The organism is Pseudomonas syringae pv. tagetis, assembly GCF_022557255.1.
Classification (GTDB): Bacteria; Pseudomonadota; Gammaproteobacteria; order Pseudomonadales; family Pseudomonadaceae; genus Aquipseudomonas; species Aquipseudomonas caricapapayae.
The window spans coordinates 2,548,765-2,574,094 of sequence record NZ_CP092923.1; the positions used below are offsets into that span (position 1 = coordinate 2,548,765).

Genomic DNA, 25,330 nt, shown 5'->3' on the forward strand with positions numbered 1-25,330 from the left:
TTATGAATCTGCATGTTCAAAAACGCATCGTAGTAACAGGTTGCGGCGTCGTCAGCCCACTGGGGTGCGGGGTCGGTGAAGTGTGGCGCAGGTTACTGGACGGCCGCTCGGGTATTCGCTCACTGCCAGACAGCGTGGGTGAGGGCGCCGGTGTTTCAGTCGCAGGCCAGGTGCCGACCCTTGAAGAAGACTCCGTCGCAGGGTACGACCCGGATAGCATCATCCCGATGAAAGAGCGCAAGAAGATGGACCGATTTATCGAGTTCGCCCTCGTTGCTGCTCACGAAGCGCTTGCGCAAGCGGGGTGGCATCCTGAAGCCGAAGCGCAGCAGCAACGGACCGCAACGGTTATTGCGTCCGGGGTGGGTGGTTTTGGCGCAATTGCCGAAGCTGTGCGTGTGACTGATACGCGCGGGCCTCGCAGGCTGTCGCCGTTCACGGCTCCCTCCTTTCTGGCCAACATGGCGGCAGGGCAGGTTTCCATCCGGTATGGTTTCAAGGGACCTCTGGGAGCCCCGGTGACGGCGTGCGCAGCCGGTGTGCAAGCCATTGGCGATGCTGCGCGACTGATCAGAAGTGGCGAGGCCGACATTGCCGTTTGCGGTGGTACGGAGGCCGCTATCGATCGCGTCACGCTGGGATGTTTTGCCGCCGCCAGGGCGCTTTCCACCGGTTTTGCTGATCGGCCAGAGGAGGCCTCGCGCCCGTTTGACCGCAACCGCGACGGTTTTGTCATGGCTGAAGGTGCAGGCTTGCTGGTGATCGAATCGCTGGAACATGCGTTGGCGAGAGGCGCGACGCCGCTCGCGGAACTGGTGGGTTATGGCACCAGTGCGGATGCTTATCACCTGACAGCCGGGCCGGAAGACGGTAGCGGCGCCCGCAGAGCGATGGAGCAGGCACTGCAGCAAGCTGGCGTAAGTGTCGATGACGTGCAGCACATCAATGCTCACGCGACGTCGACACCGGTCGGCGACAAGGGCGAACTGGCTGCCATTCGTTCACTGTTTGGCACTCGATCAAATGTCGCGATCAGTTCTACAAAATCTGCCACCGGACATTTGCTCGGCGCAGCAGGCGGGATCGAGGCCGTTTTTACGGTGATGGCATTGCACGATCAAGTCGTCCCGCCGACGTTGAATCTCAATCAACCCGACGAGGTTGCCGAGGGGCTCGACCTGGTGGCCTTGACCGCCCGAGCGACGCCGATTGTCTACGCACTTTCAAACGGATTCGGCTTCGGTGGGGTCAATGCCAGCGCTCTGTTTCGCCATTGGCAAGGCAAGCCGTGAGCGGTTTGAGTCTCAACGAGGCTGCAACAGCCGGATGGCTCATTTGCGTCGCACCCGCGGCGCAACGCCTGTCAGCTGCTGGCGAACGCATGCCCAGGCCTGATGCAGGGCGTTACGCAACGCGACTGCATCGGCAGTCATGATCCGCACAGACAGGCCGCAATCGTTCGGCAGCGCGCTGACGCCCGGATAGCTCTCGGGAACCTCGGCTAACGCTGCACGCAAGGCCTGCTGCAAACCCTCTAGAGGCAAACCCTGACCCACCAGCATGAAGGTCGCCAAGGCCTGCAGTTGTCCGCTGACGCCGGGCAATCGGCGTTGCAGGTCCGCGCCGATCATTGCCAGTCGATCACCGGCCAGCAGTTTTCCATCCGGGCAGTGGATCTGCAGATCGGCGCGGTAAAAGTCTGGCAAGCCTTCGCTGCCTGGGGGAGTGTGCAGGCAGAATGCGTCGCATAGCATGACCCGCGCACCAGGGTGCAAGGTTACGTTCACCTGGCTGTGCAGCCGCGTCTGAGGAAACAGAATGGTGGCCATTGGCAGGTATTCAAGCAGCGCGCCGGGTTCGGCGACCAGTGTGACGGTCTGTCGTGCGGACTGTTCCAGCATGCTGTGCGCCACCGTTGCCGCGCCGGTGCTGACATGTACCTGCGTGCCTGGCCCGGCGTGCAGATCAAGGTGCAAGGCTTCGCCAGCGAACAGGCCGCCGGAGCACGATTGCAGGTAGATCGCCGCCATACCGGGCGGGTCTTGTGGCAGTGTCAGGGTGCGTCCCAGGTGGAAGGGGTAGCCGACTTCCTGACGGGACACGTAACTGGCCCCCGAAGGCGCTTTGCTGAAGGCAATACGCGCCGTGGTGGGGGCTTTTGCGGACAGTAACGTTTGATGGGCGTTCATGGGCGGTCGAACAATACGGCGCGGCTTATCGCTTCAACCACCGCGTCGACGCCTTCACCGGTGTTGCAGTTGGTAAACAGAACGGGCCGACCGTTTCGTGCCACCGCCGATTCGCGCCGCATACGCGGCAGATCGACGCCCACATAGGGTGCCAGATCGTATTTATTGACCACCAGCAGGTCACAGCTCAATACGCCGGGGCCGCGTTTGCGCGGGATGTCGTCACCGCCTGCGACATCGATGACGAAAATCCAGTAGTCCACCAGATCCAGTGAAAAGGTCGAGGCCAGGTTGTCGCCGCCGGACTCGATCAGCACCAAGTCAAGGTTGCCGAAGCGCGCCTCCAGCTCATCGGCCATCTGCAGGTTGAGGGTCGGGTCTTCACGAATGGCGGTGTGCGGGCAGGCACCGGTTTCCACCGCACGAACCCGCTGCGGGTCGATCAGACCGCTGCGTTGCACGCGTTCGGCGTCCTCGCGGGTGGCCAGATCATTGGTGATGATCGCAAGCTCGATGCCGCGCTCGATGAAGCGCGGGATCAGTTGTTCCAGCAGGCGGGTCTTGCCCGAGCCCACCGGTCCGCCGATCCCGACGCGTGCAGCACCGGGATGAGGTTGGTCATTGGTGTACAGGGCAGGTGCATTCAGGGGCAGGCTCATGGTCGGGTTTTCCTGTTCGGGAGGGTTTCAGCGCAGCATGTAGCGCTGGGCGAGAGGCACTTCGCTGACCGGTTCGCAGTGAAGACGCTCGCCGTCGGCATACACGTCGAAGGTCTGCGGGTCGACGCGGATGTCCGGGCAGGCATCGTTGTGCAACATGTCGGACTTGCGCAGGGTGCGCGTGCCGAACGCTGGCAGCAGTTTTTTCTTGAGTCCCAGCCGAGTAGCGGTGTCGGCTTCAACGGCAAGACGGTTGACAAAATTGACCGACAACGCCTGTTTCGCCTCGCCAAAAGCTCCCCATTGCGGGCGCATCACCAACGGCTCGCAGGTGTACAGCGAGGCGGCGGAATCGCCCATCACGCCATGCACGATGAAGCCGCCCTTGACCACCAGCTCGGGCTTGATGCCGAAGAACGCCGGTCGCCACAGCACCAGATCGGCCAGCTTGCCGGGCTCCAGAGAGCCGATGTAACTGTCGATGCCGAACACCCGCGCTGCGTTAATGGTGTATTTGGCGATGTAACGCTTGATCCGTTCGTTGTCGCCCAGTGCGGTGGTTTCTTCCGGCAGGCGGCCGCGCTGGTCTTTCATCTTCGAGGCCAGTTGCCAGGTACGGCAGATCACCTCGTTGATGCGGCCCATGCCCTGGCTGTCGGAACCGAGGATGGAAATTGCCCCGGTATCGTGAAGAATGTCTTCGGCAGCGATGGTCTGCGGGCGCACCCGTGATTCGGCGAACGCCACGTCTTCCGGCACGTCAGGGTTGAGGTGGTGGCAGACCATGATCATGTCCAGATGTTCGTCGAACGTGTTCACGGTGTAGGGGTTGGTCGGGTTGGTGGAGGAGGGTATGCAGTTGGCCTTGCCCGCTACGCTGATGATGTCCGGAGCGTGCCCGCCGCCTGCACCCTCGGTGTGGTACATGTGGATGGTGCGCTCGCCGATGGCCGCCAGCGTGTCTTCGAGAAATCCGGACTCATTCAGTGTGTCGGTGTGCAACTGAACCTGAAAATCGTATTCGTCGGCGACCTTCAGGCACGTGTCGATCACCGCTGGCATGGCTCCCCAGTCTTCATGAATCTTCAGCCCCAGACAGCCACCACGCAGTTGCCCGAGCAGTGATTCAGGCTTGCTAGAATTGCCGCGCCCGAGAAAGCCGAAGTTGATCGGCCAGGCTTCGGCAGCCTGCAACATCTTGCCGACATTCCATTCGCCGCCACAGTCGATGCCGACCGTGATCGGCCCCAGCGACCCCCCGATCAGCGTGGTCAGACCGGCCGCCAGCGCGTGATCGCACAGTTGTGCCGAGTCGAAATGCACATGCACGTCGATACCACCGGGAGTGACGATCAGTCCTTCGGCATCGCGTACGGTGGTGGCCACGCCGCAGATCAATTGCGGGTGTACGCCGTCCATGATCTGTGGGTTGCCGGCCTTGCCGATGGCGACGATCCTGCCGTCCTTGATACCGATGTCGCCTTTGACGATACCGATCACCGGGTCGATGATCAGCGCGTTGCAAATCAGCATATCGAGAGCCCCTTCGGCACTGTCGTGGCCGGGCATCAGGCCCATGCCGTCGCGCAGTGTCTTGCCGCCGCCGTGCAGGCATTCATCGCCGGGCACCGAATGATCGAATTCGACTTCGGCCAGCAACGACGTGTCACCGAGGCGCACCGCATCGCCCGTGGTCGGGCCGTACATGGCGGCGTATTCCTTGCGAGTCATCGTCGCCATGGTTCAGGCTCCCTTGAAAAGTTGGGCGCGGGCACGTTCCAGTGCCGCTGATTTGCAGGCCGGGTCGTGCAGATTACCGTTGGTCAGGCCGCTGAAGCCGTGGATGTCGCCGCTGCCGCCAAACTGCACCAGATGCACTTCGCGCAGCTCGCCGGGCTCAAAGCGCACGGCTGTACCTGCGGGGATGTCCAGATGCATGCCAAAGGCGCGTTCGCGTGGAAAATCCAGAGCCCTGTTGACCTCGAAAAAATGGTAGTGACTGCCGATCTGCACGGGTCGGTCGCCGGTATTGATTGCGCGCAACGTAGCGGTCGGACGGCCCTTATTGAGCTGGATATCACTGTCCGGCGAAAGTATTTCGCCAGGTGTCGGCATGACGGCCAGCGGCCGTCGGCCCGGTCTGATTGGCTGGTGCACGGTGACCAGCTTGGTGCCGTCCGGGAAGGTGCCTTCTACCTGCAACACCGGCAGCAGATCGGCGACGCCGGGCATGACGTCGTCGCTGTTCAGAATCGTCGAACCAAAACCGATCAGCTCGGCGACGCTGCGACCCTCACGCGCACCTTCAAGAATCTCGTCGGCGATCAGCGCCGAGGCTTCCGGAAAATTCAGGCGCAGGCCTTTGCTGCGGCGTTTGCGTGACAGTTCGGCGGCGGTGTACAGCGTGAGTCGTTCAAGCTCGGTCGGGGTCAGCAGCATAGTCGGGGCTCCCGGTAGGGTGGCTGGCTCAATTGGCGAACAGGCGCAGGTCCTGGGTTTCATGGCGCATCACGGCGATTTCGGCCATAGGTGTGAAACCACAGGCGTCGTCGGTGTCAGGCGGTTCCTGCGCCAGCAGTTCGGTGATAAGCGGCTGGATATCGGTCAGCACTCGTTGCCCATCGATATGGCCAATTACGCCCAGACGTACGGCGGCACTGACCAGCCCTGTACACAGGCTGTGCGCCGCAGCCAATTGGCAGTGATCGCGGTGCATGCCCAGACCCTTCCAGAGCAAGCCCTGCACCACGGGCAGATGCCCCGGCGCGTTACCCGCCACAACCAGTTGCTGATAAGTTGCCGAACCCGGCGTGTGCAGTGCGACGTGTACGCCCAGTAAAGCCTGGCCGACACGCCGTGAGCCCTGGCGCAGTTCCTCGGCCAGGGTCAGTGCTTCGATCTGTTTATCCAGAGCCATCAACTCGGGCTGGTTGTCAGATGCGTGCCAGGCGGCGAGCAGGAACAAGCGGTCAAAGCTGTTCCAGCGATGGCGCAATTGGCCCTCGACGAAGCCATGTACCTGGGCACTGCGAAGATAGCGATCGGTTCGTTGCCGGCGTCGCATCATTACGACTTCGTCGTTGCCAAGATGCCCGTCAGCCAGCAGGGTTTCCAGTCCCCACGACCATGCCACCGCGCCCCCCGGAAAGAAGCTGTCGGCCTGTTGCAGCGCCAGCAGCAGGCTGCTCGAGGCATTCATGCGCGACGCACCCGGCCGTCCGTAAGCATGGGTGCCAGCCGCTCAAGGTAATCGGCTTGCGGGCCATTGAGCGGGATTTGCAGGATGTCCCCGGCAAAGCGTACCGCCCAGTGCATGTTGCCGGCGAAATAGCCCAGTTCCAGCGCAGCGGCCGGGTCGCGTGGCTGCAGGTCAAGATATTCCTGATCCTGCATCTGTACGACGATGGCGCGTTGATTGTCGAGCATCAGCACCGAGCCGTTGCGCAGTTGCTGATGACGCTCCAGGCGAATGGCGCAGTCGGTGCCCCGGTCGCTGGCCAGGCGCAGGCGATGACGCTGGATGTCACTGGCGGACAGGCTCAGGGTTTCCACGTGGCCTGCATGGCTCAGGTCGTGCAAGCGATCGGCAAGGGCAGGGTCGCTGGCCTGGCCCAGAATACGGTCGAGTATCAGCATGGCGATGGCTCCTGTGCTCTGTTCAGATGGTCAGGTAGCGCAGGATGCGCTCGCGGTCGACGGTTTCGCGGACTTCGCTGTGCACGAATTCGCCTTTTTCGATAATCAGATAGCGGTCAGCAACCGCCATGGCGAACGACAGCACCTGCTCGGAAACAATCAGCGAAAAACCGCGCTCCTTTTTCAGCAGGTTCAGGGCTTTGGCAATGTCCTTGATGATCGATGGCTGGATGCCCTCGGTGGGCTCATCGAGGACCAACACCTTGGGATTGGAGACCAGCGCCCGGGCAATGGCCAACTGTTGCTGCTGGCCGCCGGAAAGGTTGCCGCCCTTGCGTCGGCGCATTTCGAACAGCACCGGGAAGTACTCGAAGATGTAGTCGGGAATGGGCGCGGCGGGAGCGCCCTGGATGCCTGTGAGAATGTTTTCCTCGACGCTCAGGTAGGGAAATATCATCCGCCCCTGGGGCACGAAACCGACCCCGGCGGCTACCCGCTCATAGCTTTTGCTGCCGGTCAGTTCCTGTCCGGCCAGCGTTATGCTGCCGCTGCGGGTCGGCAGCATGCCCACCAGGCTTCTCAGCAGCGTGGTCTTGCCCATCCCGTTGCGGCCCATCACCGCGAGTGACTCGCCTGCCGCCAGCTCCAGACTGAGGTCACGTAATACGTGGCTGTCGCCGTAGTAAACGTTGAGGTTAGAGACATTCAGCATGATCAGTGCCCCAGATAGACGTCAATGACGCGAGGATCGTTCTGCACCTGATCCATCGAGCCGTAGGCCAGGGTCTTGCCCTGATGCAGGACGGTGACCTTGTCAGCCACCGATTTCACGAACTCCATGTCGTGCTCGATGATTACCATCGCCCGGCCTTTGGCGATGAGCTTGAGCAGTCCGGCGGTTTTCTCTCGCTCGCCCGCGCTCATGCCGGCGACCGGCTCATCAAGCAACAGCAACTCCGGACGCTGCATCAACAGCATGCCGATCTCCAGCCACTGTTTCTGGCCGTGCGATAGCAGCCCGGCTTTGCGCCCCAATTGATCCTTGAGAAAGATCATCTCGGCAGTCTGCTCGATTTCGGCGTTCAGCGCTGCGTTCTTGCCGGCGAACAGGCAATTGAAGACGCCGCGTTTGTCCGGTGAAGAGATGTCGAGGTTTTCCCGCACGGTGAGGTCTTCGTACACCGACGGGTTCTGAAACTTGCGGCCCACGCCCGCGCGGGTGATCTGGTACTCGATCATGTTCGCCAGTTGCAGGTCCTTGAAGCGGATGCTGCCTGCGCTGGGGCGGGTCTTGCCGCAGATCATGTCGAGCAGGGTGGTCTTGCCCGCGCCGTTGGGGCCGATCACCACATGCACCTGGTTCTCCTCGACATAGAAGTTGAGGTTATCGACTGCCTTGAAGCCGTCGAACGAGACAGTCAGGTCTTCTACGCTCAGTAGCATCCCGCTCATGACTGCACCTCTTTGTTGCTCAGGCGTTGCAGCAGCCCGGCCAGCCCGGTCGGCAGAAACAGCACCACCGCCATGAACAGAAAGCCGATGAAGTATTGCCAGAAGCTGACGAAATTCTCCGACAGCCAGGTTTTGGCCGCACCGATCAGCAGCGTGCCGTACACCGCACCGACCAGTGAAAGGCGGCCACCCAGCGCGGCGTATATCACGATCTCGGTGGACGGAATGATGCCCACCAGCGAAGGCGATGCCAGGCCGACCTGCAAGGTGAACATCACCCCGCCCAGCGCGGAAATCAGCGCAGCCACGGCAAAAATGAAGGCCTTGAACAATGCAGTGTTGTAACCGGAGAAACGCACCCGGTCTTCCCGGTCACGGATCGCCACGACGACCTTGCCCAGTCGGCTGCGCAGGATGAACCCGCACATCGCGACGCAGGCCAGCAGCAACAGTGTGGTGATCAGATAGAGAATCCAGGGCGTCTGGGGTGTCTGCAAACTCATGCCGAAGGCGGTCTTGAAGTCGGTCAGGCCGTTGACACCGCCGGTGTAGCCCTGTTGTCCGATGATCATGATTGACATGATCGAGGCCAGCGACAGGGTGATGATCGAGAAGTACACGCCGCCCACGCGCTTTTTGAAATAGGCATAGCTGAACAGGAACGCCAGCAGCGCAGGCAGGATCAGGATCGCTGCCAACGTAAAGGTCGCCGATTCGAACGGCTTCCACCACCAGGGCAGTGCTTCTACGCTGTTCCAGATCATGAAGTCGGGTAGCGCAGAGCCGTAGAAAGCGGCGAGGGCGCTGGCAGCTTCGTCTGTGGCGGTGGCTTCAAGCTTCAGGTACATCGCCATCATGTAGCTGCCCAAACCGAAGAAGATCCCCTGGCCGAGGCTGAGAATGCCGCCGTAGCCCCAGATCATCACCATGCCCACTGCGCAGAACGCCAGGCTCAGGTATTTACCGGCCAGGCCAAGGCGGAAATCGCCCAGCGCCAGCGGCAATACCACCAGCAACAACAGCGACAGCCAGATCAGGCTGTAGCGCTCGATCAGTGGCAGCCAGCCGCCATTCAGCCGAACGGGTCTGGACACCGCAATCTGTGGCCGGAGCGGCGGCTTTTCAGTCATGTCATTCATCTCAACGTCTCACTTTCGTGGCGAACAGGCCGTTGGGGCGGAAAAACAGCAGCACGATGACCACCAGCAGGGTGATCGCCTTGGCCATGGATCCGGTGGTGAGGTATTCCAGCGAAACCTGCGTCTGGCCGATGGCGAACGCCGAAAGGAAGGTGCCAAGCAGGCTTTCCACGCCACCGAACACCACAACGATGAAGGTATCCACCAGGTACTGCTGGCCGCTTACCGGGCCGGTGGACGCGAGCATGGTGAACGAACTGCCAGCGATGCCGGCCAGGCCGCAGCCCAGCGCGAAAGTCACCGAGTCGACCCGCGCCGTATTGATACCGGCCGCACCCGCCATGGCGCGGTTCTGAGTCACTGCACGAATGCGCAGACCCCAGCGGCTGCGGTAGAGAAACAGAAACACTGCAGCGGCAATCACGAACGTCAGGCCAATGATGAAAATGCGATTGAGCGGCAACTCCAGCCCTTCGCTGATTTTCCATGCGCCCTGCAGCCATTGCACGGTGGGCACGCTGACTTCCTTGGGGCCGAAAACCTGACGGAACAGTTGCTGCAAGACCAGAGACAGCCCCCAGGTTGCCAGCAGGGTGTCCAGCGGCCGGTTATACATGAAGCGAATGAAGCAGCGTTCCAGCAGTAAGCCGAAGGCGAACGTCACGACAAAGGCCATTCCGATGCCGACGATGAAATACCAGCCCATCAACTCGGGAAAGTAGCGCTGGAACACCACCGAACTGACATAGGTCATGTATGAGCCCATCGCCATCAGTTCGCCGTGAGCCATGTTGATGACACCCATCAGGCCGAAGACGATGGTCAGCCCGAGTGCCATCAGTACCAGCACGGAAAACAGCGAGAAGCCGCTGAAGACTTGCATTACCAGCGTATCGAGAGTCATGCCATCGCTACCTGTTGCTGCACATTGACGAAAGCGGGCGCGAAGCGGATCGCGCCCGGACCGGTATCAGAGTTTCGGAAAGGGATTGGGCTCTATCGGCGCCGACTCGTAGATCACATCGACCTGGCCCTGCGCGTTCAGGGTGCCGATGCGGGCGCGCTTCCACAGGTGGTGATTATCCTTGTGAACCTTGATTTCGCCTTCCGGAGCGTCGAGGGTCAGCTCCGAGGACGCAGCAATCACGTTCGGCACGTCGAAGCTGCCGGCTTTTTCGACAGCCTTTTTCCACAAATACACCGCGGTATACGCCGCCGCCATCGGGTCACCGACGACGCGTTGCTGCCCGTAGCGCGCCTTGAAGGCCTGGACGAACTTCTCGTTGACCGGGTTTTTCAGGCTCTGGAAGTAGCTCATGCAGGTCAGGAAGCCGACGAGGTTTTCCGCACCGATACCGGTGACTTCCTCTTCGGTGATCGCCAGCCCCATCAGGGTCTGATTGCTGCTGTCGATACCGGCGGCCTTGAGCTGTTTGTAAAACGCCACGTTCGAACCGCCGACGATGGTCGACAGCACGATGTCCGGCTTGGCTGCCTTGATCTTGTTGATCACTGATGAAAACTCGATGGCACCCAGCGGCAGATAGTCTTCGCCGACGATGGAGCCACCCTGTTTGGTGACGGATGCCCGCGCCAGCTTGTTGGTGGTGCGTGGCCAGATGTAGTCGGAACCGACCAGATAGACGCTCTTGCCCTTGTTGGCCATCAACCAGATGACCGCTGCCAGGGTCTGTTGCGAGGCCTCGGCACCGGTGTAGATAATGGCCGGAGATTTCTCCAGCCCTTCATAGAAGGTCGGGTAGTAGAGCAAGCCTTTGTTGCGTTCAAAGACCGGCAACACCGCTTTGCGCGAAGCGGACGTGAACGCGCCGAAGGTCACTGCAACGTGATCGTTTTCCAGCAGTTTGCGGGCCTTCTCCGCGAAGGTCGGCCAGTCGCTGGCGCCGTCCTCGACGATGGGTTCGATGGTTTTACCCATCACGCCGCCACTGGCGTTGATTTCTTCGATGGCCAGTTTTTCTGCGTCGACCACCGAGGCTTCACTGATGGCCATGGTGCCGGTCAGCGAATGGATGATGCCGACCTTTACAGTCTCGGCTGCCTGCGCCTCGCCGATCAGGGAAAACGGCAGCAGGCCGATCGCGCCCAGCAACAGAGCATGCTTGATCAAACGGCGTTTGTCGTTGTGCATTCACTTCTCTCCCAGGAATAAAAAAAGCCCGACGTCCCGGCCAAATCAATGGGCGGGAGGTCAGGCTTCTGTGCCGAATCTGGCGGGACAAACTGTGTCCGATCCAGTCGTACGCGAGGTGTCTCCCTACTTGCCAAGGGGGCGTAGGGCAAACAGCTGGCGCGATGTCTCAGAAGAGACTTAGCAAGCACAGTGCCAAGTGCAGAAACAGCCTCATACACTAGAAATCGAGTGTGGGCGCAGGGCGTCCCTTCATCTATTGCACGAAAAATCACCCTGCGCCGCTTTGGCGCGAATCAGGCTTTTGCGCACCAAAAATGTGAGACTGCGCACGTTGTTTCCTTGGATGCGCACGCCTTCAATGGCTGAAATACGATGCTTTTGTGAGAAGTGTATTGAGGCCTTTGCAGGAGATGTATGCCGCTTTTGTGGGAGCGAACTTGTTCGCGAAAGCGATGTGTCATGCGACACAACCCTTGCGAATGTACGCCCATCCCTGCGAACAAATGCCTGTTACGTCAGCACCGCCCCAGCCAGCAGATACACAAATCATCAACACCCACACACCCCGCATGGCCCGCTATCTGCATGACTGCCAGCAGATACCCTCGCAGGGTCCCTTGCCACACGCCCATTCTCGGCAGGTGTGGAAGGCCCCTCGCATGACTGGTCCTGACACTGTCGTCACGCCAGCCCCAGGCACAACCGCCTGAGAGCCACCGTTTGAATCCGCGGTTATTCGCTCAGTCTTCTTTCAGGCTCCCGGCCAGGTTCGGGCGTCTCACCTCACGTTGAACAAGGTTTATAGACATGGTTGACCCGTCGATTCGCATAGGAGGTCTGTTTTCCAATACCGGCGTTACCGCGGCTGGCGAATGCTCAACGATGCGCGGCGCGCAGTTTGCAATCCATCAGATCAACGCGGCCGGGGGCGTGAAGGGTCGCCCTCTGGAATTGATTACCCGCAACCCCGATTCGACGCCGGCGCTGTTTGCCATGCACGTTGAATCGCTGATTCGCGAAGAGAACCTGCGGTTTTTTTTCGGCTGCTACACCTCGGCGGCGCGCAAGGCCGTATTGCCCGTCGTCGAACGTTACAACGCGTTACTGCTCTATCCGGTCTACTACGAGGGTTTCGAGTATTCGCGCAACATCATTTACACCGGCGCCACGCCGAACCATAACGCCGTGCCGCTCGGCAGTTACATGTTTGATCACTTCGGCAGCCGCGTGCTGATGATCGGCTCGGAGTACGTGTACCCCTACGAAACCAATCGGCTGATGAGCGACCTGCTCTACGAGCGGGGCGGCAGCAAACTGGGCGAATATTACCTGCCGTTGAAAAACGCCCGGGCCGAAGACTTCGCCAGGCTTATGGTCAAGGCGCGGGAGCTGAAACCGTCGTTCATCTTCTCCACGGTGGTCGGTGAAACCATGGCTCATTTGTATCAGGCTTATGCCGACGCAGGCCTCGACCCGACCGTCATGCCGATTGCCAGTGTGACCACCAGCGAAACGGACATTCAGCAGATGGGCGTTCATCTGGGCACCGGGCACATTTCGGCGGCCACTTACTTCCAGTCAATCGACACGCCGCTCAATCGCCAGTGTATTGCTCAATACCGGGAGATGTTTGGCCAGCATCAGGTCACCGACCGCTGCTGGGAGGCTGCCTACTTTCAGGTTCACCTGCTGGCCAAGGCGATAGCCCGGGCGGGCAGCACCGAAGTGGAAGATGTGCTGCAGACCATGCGCGGCCTGGAATACGACGCGCCGCAGGGGCGCGTGCGTATCGATGAACACAACCATCACACTTACCTGTATTCGCGGATCGGCCGGGCCAACGCCGAAGGGCAGTTTGACATTCTCTACGAAAGCCAGAAAGCGCTGAAGCCCGACCCTTACGCCGTTGCGCCGGATTTCAGCGGCTGGTCCAGCCTGACCGGGAGGCGTCCATGACCCTGCGTGCCGCCAAGAAACGCCTGCGCAATGACAGCGCAGGCGGCATCAAGGACCTGCGCGACATCAGCGTGCTGGTGATCCACCCGGATGACGAAGACGGTCGCAACCTGATCGCCCAGTTGCAGCGCATCGGCTGTCAGGTGCGGGTGCAGTGGCCGATCCCCGAGCGACTGCACAGCGAGGCCGACGTGATCGTGCTAGCGGTGTCACCGGAGAGTCTGTCAACCAACACGCCGTGGCTGTTGAACAGCGCAACGCCGCCGATCATCCCGGTGATCGCCTATGAAAACCCGATCATCGTTGAGGCGCTGGTGCAGCTCAACGCCTGTTCGGTGATCCCTTCGCCGGTCAGGTCGTTCGGCTTGCTGACGGCGCTGGCCATCACCCTCAGCCAGGCGCGCAAAACCCGCGAGCGGGAAAAACACGTCAAGCGCCTGGAAGGGCGCATGGCGGTGATGCGCACTGTGCAGCAGGCAAAAATCATCCTGATGGAAACCAAGGGTCTGTCTGAAATAGACGCTTACAACGCGCTGCGCGATCAGGCCATGGCCAAGCGCGAGCCGGTGGAGAAAATCGCCGAGGCGCTGGTCAAGGCTCATGAATTGTTTCAACAGTCCTGCTCCTGAGCAGGTTTTGACGAGCGACGAGTGTCGGCCTGCGGGCCTGATCCTCTTCTGCGTGGACGCTTGCCATACGCCCTGACCCGGCAGGTATGGAACACCGCGTGGCGACCGGCAGGGACAACGGCGTCCTCCGGATCGAGCCCAGACCTGCGCATCCTGCACAGGCGGCTCCAGTCAGCGCCTGTCCGACCCCGGACGGCCCTTACCGTTATCTGGAGAACACCATGTCCGTAAAACGTCCCGGCAAAGCCGACTTCCTGATTGCCGCTCAAGATCACGGGTACGACCTCTCAGACAGCCAAATGGAATCGTTCCTGAGTCTGGCTGACGAAACCCTGGGCTCGTACGAGGCCATCGATGCGTTATATGCCGCTCACATCGCCCAACCCACCCCGCAGCGTGAACACAGCAGGCCGACAGAGGCAGAAAACCTGCACGGGGCCTGGTATGTGAAGACGCATATTGCCGGTGCCCAGAGCGGCCCGCTGGCAGGTAGAACGGTGGTCATCAAGGACAACGTATCGGTGGCCGGCGTGCCGATGGCCAATGGTTCGCTGAGCCTTGATGGTTATGTGCCGTCCGAGGACGCCACCGTGGTCAAGCGCCTGTTGGCGGCGGGCGCGACCGTGGTCGGCAAGTCGGTGTGCGAAGACTTGTGTTTCTCCGGGGCCAGCTTCACCTCGGCCAGCGGCGCGGTGAAAAACCCGTGGGACCTGACCCGCAACGCAGGTGGTTCATCCAGCGGCAGTGCCGTGCTGGTTGCTTTGCAAGCGGTGGATATGGCCATCGGCGGCGATCAGGGCGGCTCAATCCGCATGCCGTCGGCCTGGAGCGGTATTGTCGGGCACAAGCCGACTTACAGCCTGGTGCCTTATACCGGGGCTTTCCCGATTGAGCGGACTATCGACCACGTCGGCCCGATGGCCATCAACGTACGTGACTGCGCGATCATGCTCGATGTGATCGCCGGAGCCGACGGCCTCGATTCAAGACAGAAAAACCCGCCAGCGGTGAACTGCGTCGCGACCCTTGATCAAGGCGTTTCTGGCCTGAAAATCGGTCTGTTGCGCGAGGGTTTTGCGATCCCCGGCATGTCCGAGCCGCAGGTAGACGCCTTGGTCAAAGCTGCCGCGGCACAACTTGAAAGCCTTGGCGCCACGGTCGGCGAGGCCAGCGTCCCCTGGCATCGCGGGGTGGCGCTGGACATGTGGAACGTCATCGCCACCGATGGCGCGGCGTACCAGATGCTGCAAGGCAACGGCTATGGCATGAACGTCGACGGCTATTACGACCCCGAGATCATGAGTTACTTCGGCGCCAAGCGTCGTGTGCATGCCAACGCATTGTCCAGCAGCGTGCGTGCCGTGGCGCTGACCGGGCATTACAGCCTGAAGAACCTGCACGGTGCCTATTACGCCAAGGCGCGCATGCTGGTGCCGGAACTCACCCGTCAATATGACGAAGCGTTCAAGGCTTTCGACGTGCTGGTGATGCCGACCATGCCGTTCGTGGCGACCCCGTTGACCGCCGCCGATGCGCCGATTGAAGAGTATGTGCACAGCGCACTGAACATGCTCGCCAACACTGCGCCGTTCGACCTGACCGGCCACCCGGCCACGTCAATCCCGGCAGGCCTGGCCGACGGACTGCCAGTCGCCATGATGATCGTGGCACCGCGCTTCAAGGATGCCCTGGCGTTGCGTGTCGCGCAGGCTTATGAAACCGCTCGCGGCGTATTTCCCACGCCGCCGGGTATCTGAATTCGACAGCTGACAGAGGGGCGCATGTGCTTGATTTGAGCGCGCATGCGCCTCGTCTCTCAAGGCTTCCACACCTCCACATCCTGCGCATCCACCGCCTTGGGCAGCAGACCGGCTGCGAAGAAGGCCTCGGCGATATGCTGTTGTTCGTCCAATTGATCATGTGTGACTGGCTGGATCTGATAAGTGCGATGGCTGTTGGCGATTTCAACCGTTTCGATGTCCAGGTTGCCCCACAGAGGGCTCAGCACCTGTGCGGCTTCGCGTGGATTGGCCTTGAGCCATATGCCCGCCTTGTGCAATTGCTCGTAAACCACGCTGAGCACTTGTGGGTGGTCCTTGGCGTAGCTGGTACCGGTCAGGTAATAGCGCTTGTAGCTGGACAGGCCCACGCCGTCAGCCAGGGTACGGGTCGGCAATTGCCGTTGGGCGCTGGTCAGGAAGGGTTCCCAGGTGACCCAGGCGTCAACCTTGTTGTTCTCGAAGGCTGCACGGCCGTCGGCGGGTGACAGGTAGGCGGGCTGAATATCCGAAAACGCCAGACCGGCTTTCTTCAACGCAGCGATCAGCAGGTAGTGAGAGCCGGCAGCCTTGGTAACCGCGACCTTTTTGCCTTTCAGGTCCGACAGTTGGTGCACGGACGAGTTTTTATGCACGATGATTGCCTGGGCCGAGGGTGATGCCGCTTCCTGGGCAAAGTAGGTCAGCCTGGCCTGCGCCGCCTGAGCAAAAATCGGCACGGTGTCGGCCACGTCCGCACTGATGTCGACATTGCCCACGTTCAGTGCCTCCAGCAGCGGCAGGCCGCTCGGAAACTCATGCCAGGTTACGTTGACGTGCTGTGGCGCAAGGGCTTTTTCCAGCGTGCCCTGGGTCTTCAGCAGGGTGATCAGCGTGGACGACTTCTGGTAACCGATCCGTAGCGTTTCCTGTGCCTCGATGGGCAGGGCGCAGCCTAGAGCCAACGCTGCGAGCAGCCCTGCCAACAGAGAACGCCGGAGTTGAATTCGAGTGTTTTTTATGGGGTTCGACATGGCACGCTCGGTATGTGTAAGTGATGCTGAGAGTCAGTAGCCGCGCTGGCGATCAGCCTGATTGTGCAAGGCCTGCCCGCTGATATAGCGCTCCAGATTGGCCAGGAAGCTGTCGGCTATCTCGTGACGGCTATTGCTGGAGATCGCCGAGGTGTGCGGTGACAGACGCACTCGCGGATGCGAATACAGTGGATGGCCGTCCGGCAGCGGTTCGGGCTCGGTGACGTCGAGCGAGGCGAGGCCGATGTTGCCTTGATCCAGTGCCGTGACCAGCGCCTCGTGATCAAGCAAACCGCCGCGGGCGATGTTGATCAGGTGCAGGCCGGGTTTGGCACTGTTCAGCACGTCGGCGTTGACGATATGCCGGGTGGCAGGTGTCAATGGCGCGGCCAGTACCAGATGGTCGGCGCGCGCGAACAGGTCGTGAATGTCCCGAGCAGCTTCGACACCGTCAACCTCGAACGGAGCCGAACTTTGCCGTAATGCGACCACGTTGATACCCAGCGCGTGGGCCTTGCTGGCCAGACTGCGGCCGATGGCGCCGAAGCCGAGAATGCCGAGTGTGGTGCCCTTGAGTGGCGTCAGGGTGGTGAAATTCCATTGCGAGTCATGCACCCAGATGTCCGGAAGATGCTTGGCAGCGGCAAAGATCGCGGCCAGCGAGAACTCGGCGATGTTTTCTGCCGCACTGCCCCGAGAAGTGCTCACGGGCGGTCCGTCGAACAGCCAGCCCGGATAGAAATCGATGCCTGAAGACACCACCTGAATCCATTTCAGGCCATAGGGCCAACCCGGTGGCGGCGAGGCTGGTGCTTCATAACCACGCACGTTGATCGGGCGCGCCAGCAGAATGCCGACCTCGCCGGGCAGGTCACTCGGCACTCCAGCAGGTACACCGATGACCCTGGCTTGTGGATGGGTCACTTCAAGCCGCTCGCGGATGACCTGGTTGAAGTCTTCTTCCAGTTGGCTGGCTATCACGAGTCGAGTCATGCCAATGCCTCGTCTTTTTTGTGGGCGACAGCCTTTGCGTGACGATTGACCGGCACTTCAAGGCCAAGATTCTCACGTAGCGTGTTACCGCTGTATTCAGTGCGAAACAGGCCACGCTGCTGCAGCACCGGCACCACCCACTCAGTGAAATACTGCAAACCATCCGGCAGGACGCTATTGATGATGAAGCCGTCGGCGGCCCCTTCTTCAAACCACGTCTGAATAGCGTCGGCAACCTGTTCGGGCGTACCGACAAAGTCACGGCGGGGCAGGGAGAAGCGCAAGGCGACCTCACGCAGGCTCAAACCCTCGTCTCTGGCCAGTTGCTTGATCCGGTCCGAACCGCCTTTCTGGCTGTTGGAGCCCAGATCGCCCAGTTCCGGAAACGGGGCGTCCAGTGGGTACTGGCTGAAGTCATGGTCATTGAACGGACGTCCGAGGGCGACGATAGCGTCTTCGATGGTGACCAGCTCCACGGCCTGGCGGTAGCGGCTCTCCACCTCGGCCTCATCACGCCCGACAATCGGGCGAATGCCGGGCAGAATCGATAGCGCGTGCGGGTCGCGGGCAAACCCTTCGGCTCGTTGCTTGAGGTCCTGATAATAGGTGCGCGCGTCATCGAAGCTCTCGGCGTGGACAAAAATTGCATCGGAGTTCTGAGCGGCAAAATTACGCCCGGCCTCGGAGGTGCCCGCCTGGAAAATCACCGGTTGGCCTTGCTTCGACCGGGCTATGTTGAGCGGGCCTTTCACCGAGAAGAACTCGCCCTTGTGATCCAGCGTATGCAGTTTGCCAGGGGTAAAAAACTCGCCTTTTTGCTTGTCGTAGGCGAACGCATCGTCTTCCCATGAGTCCCACAGCCCCTTGACCACTTCGATGTGCTCCCTGGCAATGCGGTAGCGTACGGCATGGGGCGGATGTTCACCTTTGCTGAAGTTATCGGCAGTGCCGCTGAGCCAGGACGTCACCACGTTCCAGCCAGCCCGACCGCCACTGATGTGGTCCAGCGAGGCGAACTGGCGAGCCACCTGGAAAGGCTCGGTGTAGCTAACTGTGACCGTTGCCACCAGACCGATATGCCGGGTGGTGGCCGCCAGTGCGGAGAGGATGGTCAGTGGTTCGAAGCGATTCAGATAATGCGGGCTGGATTTTTCGTGAATGTGCAGGCTGTCGGCAATGAACACAAAATCGAATCGAGCCGCTTCGGCCAGCTGAGTCTGCTGCTGATAAAAGCCTAAATTCACACTGGCATTGGCCAGTGCTTGCGGGTGACGCCATTCGCCCCAACCATGGCCGACGCCGTGGACCATTGCGCCGAGTTTAAGGTGTCGTTGTCTGCTCATGGTTTTGCTCCGGACGGTTCAAAAAGGTGGGTGCACCTCCGCCTGGAGAAGGGGTCGGCATAAAGACGACGATATGCCTATAAAAAATCGCAGTGAAATTCTATTTTGTTATATGTTAATTATTAAATTAAATGATTATATTTTATTAAAGTATGCATAAATTAAATTTTAAGGGTTTATCAAAGTGTCCGGCTCAAGGATTCGCAGCCCGGACGCCCAGCAATGGCAGCTTTGTCAGCATGTTCTTCAACGCCAACGCGTCCCACGGCAGGTGCTCGGCAATACCAAGGCCGACCACGTCCACAACGCTGGCAACGTCTGCCAGCAAGCGGACAACCTGTTCGATAGTCATCTTGCCTTGCGCAACGCCCTCAAAGTGAGCGGCCGGGACACCGGGTTGTGCAAACAGCAGAGAACGGAAGAGCGCCGGGTCCAGCACGTCCAGATCCAGATGGATCGCCAGGTGCCTGGCCCCGGTTTCCTTTAGCCATTGCAGCACCGGCGCGCTGGTGTGGGCCAGCGCCTGTGCGCCGGCACTGCGCAGCCCGAGACGCTTGATGAAAGCGGTTTCTGCCTCCAGGGTGTCCTGCAGGCCCGCATACATCACATTGGCTGGTTTGATCGGGCGTTTTACGGCATTGACGAAGTCCTCGTCACCTTCGCCCAGCAGATTGCCCATGACCATTGCATGCGCATGCTGGAAGTCCTTGGGGGTAAGGACGTCCGGGTGGGTGTCGACCCAGAGCACTGCAAGGTCGCCGTCGTAGCGTTCGTTCAGATAGGCGAATGGCGCCAGATCGACCAGACAATCGCCACCCAGAACCACCAGCCGATCCTGCTGATGCCGGTCGATCAGTCGCCGCGCAAGGTCAAGCTGCGCCAGCAGCGCATGGCGGGCAATAATGTTGTTTTGCAGTTCCAGTGGTTGATCATCCGGTTCGGTTACGTCCACTTGTTCTACAGGCCCTGTCGCGTCCGGTGCCAGCCATGCAAGCAACTGTGCGCCAAAATGGTAAGGCGCGTTGTTGCCGCCTTGCCATTGGGGAAAGATCAGTCGCAGGGTTTTATCGGAGTGGGTATTCATTGAGGTTTTCCTTCGTCACCGTTCCTGGGTACGGCGCGCAGCAAGCGCCGTCAGCATGGCAGTGATACTGATTGGCGTGGGTGCAGTGCGCTTTGCCAGGACAGCCAATCGCTGTGCCGAAAGCGCCAATCGCCTTATCGTGGCCCCAAGAGCTGCTGAGGAGAGATGCCATAGGCATTTTTGAAGGCGCGGCTGAAATGCGAGAGGTTGGTAAAGCCGAAGTTCAACGCAGCATCACTGACTCGGCGAACATGGCGCTTGAGCAATGCGTCATGGCACGCCGAAAGTCTTTGCTGCCAGAGCCAGCGAATGGCTGTCGTGCCTTGCTGTGCGAACAATCGATTGAGCGTGCGTGGCGAAACGTGCGTCGCCAGGGCAATGCTGTCGGCCGTCAGGCCCGTGTCGGACAGGTTATTCAGCAGGAACTGCTTGATGCGTCGCAACTGTTGCAGTTGATGAGAATCACGCCGGATATCAGTGTCGCCTAACACCGAGTCGAAAGCCGTGGCCAGTACGTCCAGCAGTGATGCATTGAGCCTTTTGCTCAGCGGGTCCGATAAATCCTCTGTGCTCCAGGTTTCGCTCATCAAGGTGCCGGCCACACGGCCCAACGCCGAACGACCGGGCAGTGTTCTGCATACCTGTCGCTCGGCATTCGGGATGTGTTGCAGCAACAGCTTGCGCGGCACAGCCAGCACGATTTGATCATCACCTTCGGGGTAACGGCAAGCGTACGGTTGGGCGCTATCGTAAAGGACGATATCGCCTGCGCCTTGCCGGGACTCCCTGCCGTTCTGGGCGACGAGCGCGTCGCGACACAAAGAGAGCGTGACGAGGAAGTGATCACTTTCCCTGTCCTGTTGCAACCGCCGGTAATGAAGTGGAGATGACTGAATCCGGGTAAAGGTAATGCCACTTCGATCCCTGACGTTCAGGGTTCCGGCGAACGGTGCTTCGCTCAGCGGCTGGCTTGCGACCAGGCCGTACGTCGAGCTCACAACCTCCTGCCAGACGTCGAAACGATCCTCGGATCGCAGTGGTTCGGCTGAGAAAATGATGGCCATGTCTGCCCCTGTAACGAGCGTTTTCTAACGAAGTGATCGCAGACAGGTTATCAGACATTGATTCAGGGCAAGACCCGCGCACTGACTGTGTTCCACGGTGGCGAAAATAATTTATATATCGGTGATCCAGCCGATATATCCCTACGTATGCAGCGCTCTGCTTACCCAAGCCTTCTAGAACAGGAGTTCCATGGACCCGCGCCTTGCTGGACTTTCCTTTTTGCTCACCCTGGGATGGACCGGTGCCGTGATTCTCGTCATCTGGTTCTACGCCTGATTGCGCGGTGGTGCTCAGCGTGGGGAGGAGGGGACGAAGTATTTTTTTACCGGTGATCGGGCCGACCGCACGTCTGTATTCATAAGATGGCTAAATAGTGGCGCTAAAGCTGACCTGTTTCAAGCCGATGTGAATACAAAGGCTTCTTGCCAATGAGCTTGCGTTGTTTCATCCGCCGTTGATGAACTGAGAGTTTGCGCTATGGAAGGCATTGAGAAAGACGATTAACCGGCTTGATCGGCAGGCACCATAGTCCACGCATGCAGAAGCGTTCGACGCGGCCCGCAGAGACCGGCGCTTCATAACAATACTTCCATAGATGCTGACTCGCAGAGACTTTTACATGTCGACCACAATTGAGAACACCCCCGGGGATCGGGCCGCGCTAGAGCTGGACCTCCACTCGCTGATGACGGCCATTGATCGCTCGCAGGCGATGATCGAATTCGATCTCGAAGGTAACATCCTGCGGGCCAATACCAATTTTCTGGATTGCGTCGGGTATCGGCTGGACGAAGTTCAGGGTCGGCATCACCGGATGTTCTGCACGCCGGAACATGCCTCCAGCGTCGAATATGCGACATTCTGGGAAAAACTGGGCAAAGGTGCTTTTGACGAAGGTCAGTACAAGCGCCTGGGCAAGAACGGTCGCGAGATCTGGCTGCAGGCAACCTACAACCCGATCTTCGACGAACTGGGTAATCCATTCAAAGTCGTAAAATTTGCCACTGATGTCACTCAACAGCGCAAAGCCAATGCCGAGTATGAAGGCAAGGTCGCGGCGATCGATCGTTCGCAGGGCGTCATCGAGTTTGATCTGAACGGTCGGGTGCTTAATGCCAACGAAAACTTCCTCAAGGTGCTTGGCTATCGTCTGGATGAGATACAAGGCCAGCATCACCGCATGTTCTGCGAAGAAGACTACCTGAACAGCCCTGCCTACCGCGCGTTCTGGGCCAAGCTGGAGCGTGGCGAATATGACTCCGGCGAGTACAAGCGTATCGGCAAGAACGGTCGCGAGCTCTGGATCAGCGCCACTTACAACCCGATCTTTGACCCTGACGGTCGTCCCTACAAGGTTGTGAAGTTTGCCAACGATGTCACCGAGAGTCGCGCCCGTCAGGCCGAGTCCGCTGGCAAGGTCACGGCTATCGAGCGCTCTCAGGCGGTCATCGAGTTCGATCTGACCGGTAAAGTGCTGCATGCCAATCGCAATTTTCTGGCGGTATTCGGCTACGACCTGGAAGACGTTGTCGGCGAACACCACCGGATGTTTTGTTCCGAAGAGTTCGTCAGCAGCCTTGAGTATCGCGAACTCTGGGAAAAGCTCGGGCGTGGCGAATACGACGCCAACGAGTACAAGCGCAAGCGCAAGGACGGCAAGGAAATCTGGATTCAGGCCACCTACAACCCGATCTTCGATGCGCAGGGCAAACCCTACAAGATCGTCAAGTTCGCGCTCGACGTGACCAGCGCCAAGGAAACCAGCGTCGAGGACCAGGGCAAGGTGAATGCCATCGACCGCGCCCAAGCCGTTATCGAGTTCGACATGGCTGGCAACATCATCACCGCCAATGCCAACTTCCTCAAAGCGCTGGGTTATGGCCTGCTGGAGATCAAAGGCAAGCATCACCGTATTTTCTGTGAGGAAGAGTACGTGCGCGGCACCGAGTACCGTGAGTTCTGGCACGGGCTGGGGCAGGGCGAGTTCTACTCCGGGCGCTTCATGCGGGTCAGCAAGTATGGGCAGAAGATCTGGATTCAGGCGACGTACAGCCCGATTTTCGACCATGACGGCTTGCCGTTCAAAGTGGTGAAATTCGCCACTGACATTACCCGTCAGGTCGAGATGGAGCAGGCGATAGAGGCCAAGACCCGCGCCATGGGCGACTCGGTGAAAGCACTGATGACCGCCATTTCCTACGTCGCACAAAGTACCGAGACGGCCACCGATCTGGCCAGAATGACGCGTGAGCAGGCCAGTTCCGGCTCGCAGACGCTGGTCAAGGCGTCCGACGCGATGGGCATGATTGCCAAGTCCGCCGAGGGCATTCAGGACATCATTCAGCTGATCAGCGAGATCGCCAGTCAGACCAACATGCTGGCCTTCAACGCGGCCATCGAAGCGGCCAGGGCCGGTGAGCATGGCCTGGGCTTTTCGGTAGTCGCCGACGAGGTGCGCAAGCTGGCCGAGAAGTCCTCGCGCGCGACCAAGGAAATCAACAAGCTGATTCTGGAAACCGTCAGCCGTATAGAGTCAGGCAACGAGATTTCGCGCAGTGCCGGCGAAGCCTTCGAACATATCGTGGAAGGCGTGATGCAGACCACTCAGGCGATCGACGGGATCAACACGGCGACCGAGAAACAACGCCTGTCGGCTCAGGAAGTAGAGGCGCTGATCATCGAGCTGCATAAAGCCAACCTGACCGGCTACACCGAAACTCTGAACAAGGTATCCATCGGACAACCTGCATGAGCAGCCTGAATGCCTATGGCGTCGTGCAGATCAATGACGTGTACCTGGCGGTGGTTGCCGATGCATTGATGGAGGCCGTGCACTGGCCGGCTGATCTGCATCCCCATCCGCTGACCCGGGGAGCGTTGCGTGGAGTATTTACCTTGCGCGGCAAACCCGTGCCGTTGGTCGACCTGCGCAGCCAGTTGGCGGAAGGAGGCGACGTTTCGTCACCCACGCCACTGGTCGCTATCCTCAAATACGGGGGCGGTTATCTAGGCCTGGCGATTGACGCGGTCTGTGACATTCTCAAGGCCCGCGATTCGCAATTCAGTCCGCTGGGGCCTGGCGGCACCAGCGCCGGGTTGCTGCCAGCGCTGCTGCTGAGCGCAGATGAGTCGCGGATGATCTACAAGCTGGATCTGGGCTTCTTGAGCAGCCTGCCGGGCGTGCTGTTCGCAGCTGATCCAGGCGCGCAGATTCTCAAGGAAGAGGCGCTGGCAGCCAAGAACCGTCTGCTTCATTACCTGGTGTTCGAGTGTGACGGTCGCAACTTCTGTATCGATGCCAGCGTTGTGACCGAGTTGGTGGATGGCCCGGAAATCTCGGCGTCGGACTTTGCCAGTGACTGCTGCTTTGGCGTCACGTCGGTACGTGGCACCAAGGTCCCGGCGCTCAACCTTTCCGAAGTCCTTGGTCTGGACCACCCACGCCAGACGTCCAAGCCGCAGTTGCTGCTGTTGACCGCGCCGGATGGTCGGGTATGCGGGTTTGGTTATGACCGTATGGTTGCCATTCAGCGTCAGGACCCGAGCAGATTGCTGGCTGCACCGGGTTATGGACTGCCGCACCCGGAACTGCTGGCCGGTGTGATGAACCTGGAGGAGGGGCAGCAGGCATTGCTGCTTGATCATCCGATGCTGTTGCAGCGCCCGGAAGTCAAAAGTTATACGCAGGTCTACCAGCATGACGTCAGACCTGCGCAAGCCTCGCATGATGTGACCAAGGCGATGCTGCGACATGCCTGCCTGCTGTTTGACGCACCGACTCGCTTTGTCGCTCCATTGAGCCAGATTGTCGAGATCATGAGCGTGCCACAGCAGTTGATCGGGCTTTCACAGCCAGAAACACATTTGCTGGGTCAGTTCAATTTGCGTGGCGAGCAGGTGCCGCTGATCTGCCTGAGTAGTCTGCTGGGCGAAGGTGCGCAAACCCAGAGTGACGCTTCACGCGTATTGATCGTACGTGGCGAGCGTCTGTGCTTCGGTTTTGCGGTGAGCCGGGTCGATGCGATCGACGCGTTCAATCAGTTTGATCCGGCGATGCTGGAACAAGGCTGGCAAGCCAGTACCGGCAAGGGCATTTCGGTCAATGACCGGGTTCGTTCGCTGGTCAGCGTCGGCAGTCAGGAGCGCAGCTGGCGCGCGACCCTGCTCGATCTGCAGGGCCTGGCCAGGCAACTGGAATGCAGCGTCGATCAGCGCCGCGCTGCGCAATCAGTCTGAACC

At 59.9% G+C, this 25,330-nt stretch carries 22 protein-coding genes; 6 read left to right on the top strand and 16 right to left on the bottom strand.

Annotated features, from left to right (window positions below; translation table 11 throughout):
• Positions 1-2 precede the first annotated feature (2 nt).
• On the top strand, positions 3-1,292 hold the full coding sequence (gene fabF, locus MME58_RS11505; protein ID WP_055005732.1) for a beta-ketoacyl-ACP synthase II: 1,290 nt from the start codon (positions 3-5) through the stop codon (positions 1,290-1,292).
• 39 nt (positions 1,293-1,331) lie between these two features.
• Here fabF and MME58_RS11510 read toward each other — a convergent pair whose 3' ends face one another.
• From MME58_RS11510 to urtA, 11 genes are all read right to left on the bottom strand, one after another.
• The gene (locus tag MME58_RS11510; RefSeq protein ID WP_055005731.1) at positions 1,332-2,189 is read right to left on the bottom strand and encodes an urease accessory protein UreD; all 858 of its coding nucleotides are present in this window, start codon (positions 2,187-2,189) and stop codon (positions 1,332-1,334) included.
• Positions 2,186-2,848: an urease accessory protein UreG gene (gene ureG, locus MME58_RS11515; RefSeq protein WP_054984558.1), complete on the bottom strand. Its 663-nt coding sequence runs from the start codon at positions 2,846-2,848 to the stop codon at positions 2,186-2,188. The genes MME58_RS11510 and ureG overlap by 4 nt, the downstream gene beginning before the upstream one ends.
• Before the next feature lie 27 nt (positions 2,849-2,875).
• The gene (gene ureC / locus MME58_RS11520) at positions 2,876-4,588 is read right to left on the bottom strand and encodes an urease subunit alpha (protein WP_055005730.1); all 1,713 of its coding nucleotides are present in this window, start codon (positions 4,586-4,588) and stop codon (positions 2,876-2,878) included.
• A 3-nt stretch (positions 4,589-4,591) separates the two neighbouring features.
• Positions 4,592-5,287 (bottom strand): urease subunit beta, encoded by a 696-nt coding sequence (locus MME58_RS11525; protein WP_055005729.1) that lies wholly within the window; start codon positions 5,285-5,287, stop codon positions 4,592-4,594.
• Positions 5,288-5,315: 28 nt separating this feature from the next.
• Positions 5,316-6,047 (bottom strand): urease accessory protein UreF, encoded by a 732-nt coding sequence (locus MME58_RS11530; protein WP_055005728.1) that lies wholly within the window; start codon positions 6,045-6,047, stop codon positions 5,316-5,318.
• Positions 6,044-6,484: an urease accessory protein UreE gene (gene ureE / locus MME58_RS11535; protein ID WP_055005727.1), complete on the bottom strand. Its 441-nt coding sequence runs from the start codon at positions 6,482-6,484 to the stop codon at positions 6,044-6,046. Before ureE ends, MME58_RS11530 begins: the two co-directional genes overlap by 4 nt.
• Before the next feature lie 22 nt (positions 6,485-6,506).
• Positions 6,507-7,196, bottom strand: coding sequence for an urea ABC transporter ATP-binding subunit UrtE (urtE, locus tag MME58_RS11540; protein ID WP_055005726.1), 690 nt, complete (start codon positions 7,194-7,196; stop codon positions 6,507-6,509).
• A gap of 2 nt (positions 7,197-7,198) precedes the next feature.
• On the bottom strand, positions 7,199-7,936 hold the full coding sequence (gene urtD / locus MME58_RS11545) for an urea ABC transporter ATP-binding protein UrtD (protein WP_054984552.1): 738 nt from the start codon (positions 7,934-7,936) through the stop codon (positions 7,199-7,201).
• Entirely contained in the window at positions 7,933-9,075 is a 1,143-nt protein-coding gene (gene urtC, locus MME58_RS11550) for an urea ABC transporter permease subunit UrtC (RefSeq protein WP_054984551.1), read from the bottom strand. The genes urtD and urtC overlap by 4 nt, the downstream gene beginning before the upstream one ends.
• 1 nt (position 9,076) lies before the next feature.
• Positions 9,077-9,979, bottom strand: coding sequence for an urea ABC transporter permease subunit UrtB (gene urtB / locus MME58_RS11555; protein WP_054984550.1), 903 nt, complete (start codon positions 9,977-9,979; stop codon positions 9,077-9,079).
• 66 nt (positions 9,980-10,045) lie between these two features.
• Complete coding sequence (gene urtA / locus MME58_RS11560; protein WP_055005725.1) at positions 10,046-11,227, bottom strand: urea ABC transporter substrate-binding protein; 1,182 nt, start codon at positions 11,225-11,227, stop codon at positions 10,046-10,048.
• A gap of 810 nt (positions 11,228-12,037) precedes the next feature.
• Between urtA and MME58_RS11565 the strand changes: the two genes are divergently transcribed.
• The 3 genes from MME58_RS11565 (at position 12,038) to MME58_RS11575 (ending at position 15,572) form a co-directional block, all read left to right on the top strand.
• Positions 12,038-13,186 carry a transporter substrate-binding domain-containing protein gene (locus MME58_RS11565; protein WP_054984548.1) on the top strand — a complete coding sequence of 383 codons (1,149 nt, stop codon included), beginning with the start codon at positions 12,038-12,040 and terminating at the stop codon, positions 13,184-13,186.
• The gene (locus MME58_RS11570; RefSeq protein WP_055005724.1) at positions 13,183-13,815 is read left to right on the top strand and encodes an ANTAR domain-containing response regulator; all 633 of its coding nucleotides are present in this window, start codon (positions 13,183-13,185) and stop codon (positions 13,813-13,815) included. The genes MME58_RS11565 and MME58_RS11570 overlap by 4 nt, the downstream gene beginning before the upstream one ends.
• An 86-nt stretch (positions 13,816-13,901) precedes the next feature.
• Positions 13,902-15,572: an amidase gene (locus tag MME58_RS11575; protein WP_199727382.1), complete on the top strand. Its 1,671-nt coding sequence runs from the start codon at positions 13,902-13,904 to the stop codon at positions 15,570-15,572.
• Between the two features lie 59 nt (positions 15,573-15,631).
• Here the strand turns inward: MME58_RS11575 and MME58_RS11580 are convergent, their stop codons facing one another.
• From MME58_RS11580 to MME58_RS11600, 5 genes are all read right to left on the bottom strand, one after another.
• Complete coding sequence (locus tag MME58_RS11580; RefSeq protein ID WP_055005722.1) at positions 15,632-16,606, bottom strand: aliphatic sulfonate ABC transporter substrate-binding protein; 975 nt, start codon at positions 16,604-16,606, stop codon at positions 15,632-15,634.
• A 33-nt stretch (positions 16,607-16,639) separates the two neighbouring features.
• On the bottom strand, positions 16,640-17,599 hold the full coding sequence (locus tag MME58_RS11585; RefSeq protein WP_055005721.1) for a D-isomer specific 2-hydroxyacid dehydrogenase family protein: 960 nt from the start codon (positions 17,597-17,599) through the stop codon (positions 16,640-16,642).
• A complete protein-coding gene (locus MME58_RS11590; RefSeq protein ID WP_054985383.1) occupies positions 17,596-18,942 on the bottom strand; it encodes an LLM class flavin-dependent oxidoreductase in 1,347 nt (448 codons plus the stop codon). The genes MME58_RS11585 and MME58_RS11590 overlap by 4 nt, the downstream gene beginning before the upstream one ends.
• A 193-nt stretch (positions 18,943-19,135) precedes the next feature.
• Entirely contained in the window at positions 19,136-20,026 is an 891-nt protein-coding gene (locus tag MME58_RS11595; RefSeq protein ID WP_054985382.1) for an arginase family protein, read from the bottom strand.
• Positions 20,027-20,160: 134 nt separating this feature from the next.
• Complete coding sequence (locus MME58_RS11600) at positions 20,161-21,090, bottom strand: AraC-like ligand-binding domain-containing protein (protein ID WP_055005720.1); 930 nt, start codon at positions 21,088-21,090, stop codon at positions 20,161-20,163.
• Positions 21,091-21,710: 620 nt separating this feature from the next.
• Here MME58_RS11600 and MME58_RS11605 point away from each other — a divergent pair.
• Positions 21,711-23,843 carry a methyl-accepting chemotaxis protein gene (locus tag MME58_RS11605; protein WP_055005719.1) on the top strand — a complete coding sequence of 711 codons (2,133 nt, stop codon included), beginning with the start codon at positions 21,711-21,713 and terminating at the stop codon, positions 23,841-23,843.
• Positions 23,840-25,327 (top strand): chemotaxis protein CheW, encoded by a 1,488-nt coding sequence (locus MME58_RS11610; protein ID WP_055005718.1) that lies wholly within the window; start codon positions 23,840-23,842, stop codon positions 25,325-25,327. Before MME58_RS11605 ends, MME58_RS11610 begins: the two co-directional genes overlap by 4 nt.
• Positions 25,328-25,330 lie beyond the last annotated feature (3 nt).

What these genes read in the sequence shown, in the direction of transcription:
- fabF (WP_055005732.1), top strand. Translation starts at nt 3, where the DNA reads ATGAATCTGCATGTTCAAAAACGCATCGTAGTAACAGGTTGCGGCGTC.
- MME58_RS11510 (WP_055005731.1), bottom strand. Translation starts at nt 2,189, where the DNA reads ATGAACGCCCATCAAACGTTACTGTCCGCAAAAGCCCCCACCACGGCG.
- ureG (WP_054984558.1), bottom strand. Translation starts at nt 2,848, where the DNA reads ATGAGCCTGCCCCTGAATGCACCTGCCCTGTACACCAATGACCAACCT.
- ureC (WP_055005730.1), bottom strand. Translation starts at nt 4,588, where the DNA reads ATGGCGACGATGACTCGCAAGGAATACGCCGCCATGTACGGCCCGACC.
- MME58_RS11525 (WP_055005729.1), bottom strand. Translation starts at nt 5,287, where the DNA reads ATGCTGCTGACCCCGACCGAGCTTGAACGACTCACGCTGTACACCGCC.
- MME58_RS11530 (WP_055005728.1), bottom strand. Translation starts at nt 6,047, where the DNA reads ATGAATGCCTCGAGCAGCCTGCTGCTGGCGCTGCAACAGGCCGACAGC.
- ureE (WP_055005727.1), bottom strand. Translation starts at nt 6,484, where the DNA reads ATGCTGATACTCGACCGTATTCTGGGCCAGGCCAGCGACCCTGCCCTT.
- urtE (WP_055005726.1), bottom strand. Translation starts at nt 7,196, where the DNA reads ATGCTGAATGTCTCTAACCTCAACGTTTACTACGGCGACAGCCACGTA.
- urtD (WP_054984552.1), bottom strand. Translation starts at nt 7,936, where the DNA reads ATGAGCGGGATGCTACTGAGCGTAGAAGACCTGACTGTCTCGTTCGAC.
- urtC (WP_054984551.1), bottom strand. Translation starts at nt 9,075, where the DNA reads ATGAATGACATGACTGAAAAGCCGCCGCTCCGGCCACAGATTGCGGTG.
- urtB (WP_054984550.1), bottom strand. Translation starts at nt 9,979, where the DNA reads ATGACTCTCGATACGCTGGTAATGCAAGTCTTCAGCGGCTTCTCGCTG.
- urtA (WP_055005725.1), bottom strand. Translation starts at nt 11,227, where the DNA reads ATGCACAACGACAAACGCCGTTTGATCAAGCATGCTCTGTTGCTGGGC.
- MME58_RS11565 (WP_054984548.1), top strand. Translation starts at nt 12,038, where the DNA reads ATGGTTGACCCGTCGATTCGCATAGGAGGTCTGTTTTCCAATACCGGC.
- MME58_RS11570 (WP_055005724.1), top strand. Translation starts at nt 13,183, where the DNA reads ATGACCCTGCGTGCCGCCAAGAAACGCCTGCGCAATGACAGCGCAGGC.
- MME58_RS11575 (WP_199727382.1), top strand. Translation starts at nt 13,902, where the DNA reads ATGGAACACCGCGTGGCGACCGGCAGGGACAACGGCGTCCTCCGGATC.
- MME58_RS11580 (WP_055005722.1), bottom strand. Translation starts at nt 16,606, where the DNA reads ATGTCGAACCCCATAAAAAACACTCGAATTCAACTCCGGCGTTCTCTG.
- MME58_RS11585 (WP_055005721.1), bottom strand. Translation starts at nt 17,599, where the DNA reads ATGACTCGACTCGTGATAGCCAGCCAACTGGAAGAAGACTTCAACCAG.
- MME58_RS11590 (WP_054985383.1), bottom strand. Translation starts at nt 18,942, where the DNA reads ATGAGCAGACAACGACACCTTAAACTCGGCGCAATGGTCCACGGCGTC.
- MME58_RS11595 (WP_054985382.1), bottom strand. Translation starts at nt 20,026, where the DNA reads ATGAATACCCACTCCGATAAAACCCTGCGACTGATCTTTCCCCAATGG.
- MME58_RS11600 (WP_055005720.1), bottom strand. Translation starts at nt 21,090, where the DNA reads ATGGCCATCATTTTCTCAGCCGAACCACTGCGATCCGAGGATCGTTTC.
- MME58_RS11605 (WP_055005719.1), top strand. Translation starts at nt 21,711, where the DNA reads ATGTCGACCACAATTGAGAACACCCCCGGGGATCGGGCCGCGCTAGAG.
- MME58_RS11610 (WP_055005718.1), top strand. Translation starts at nt 23,840, where the DNA reads ATGAGCAGCCTGAATGCCTATGGCGTCGTGCAGATCAATGACGTGTAC.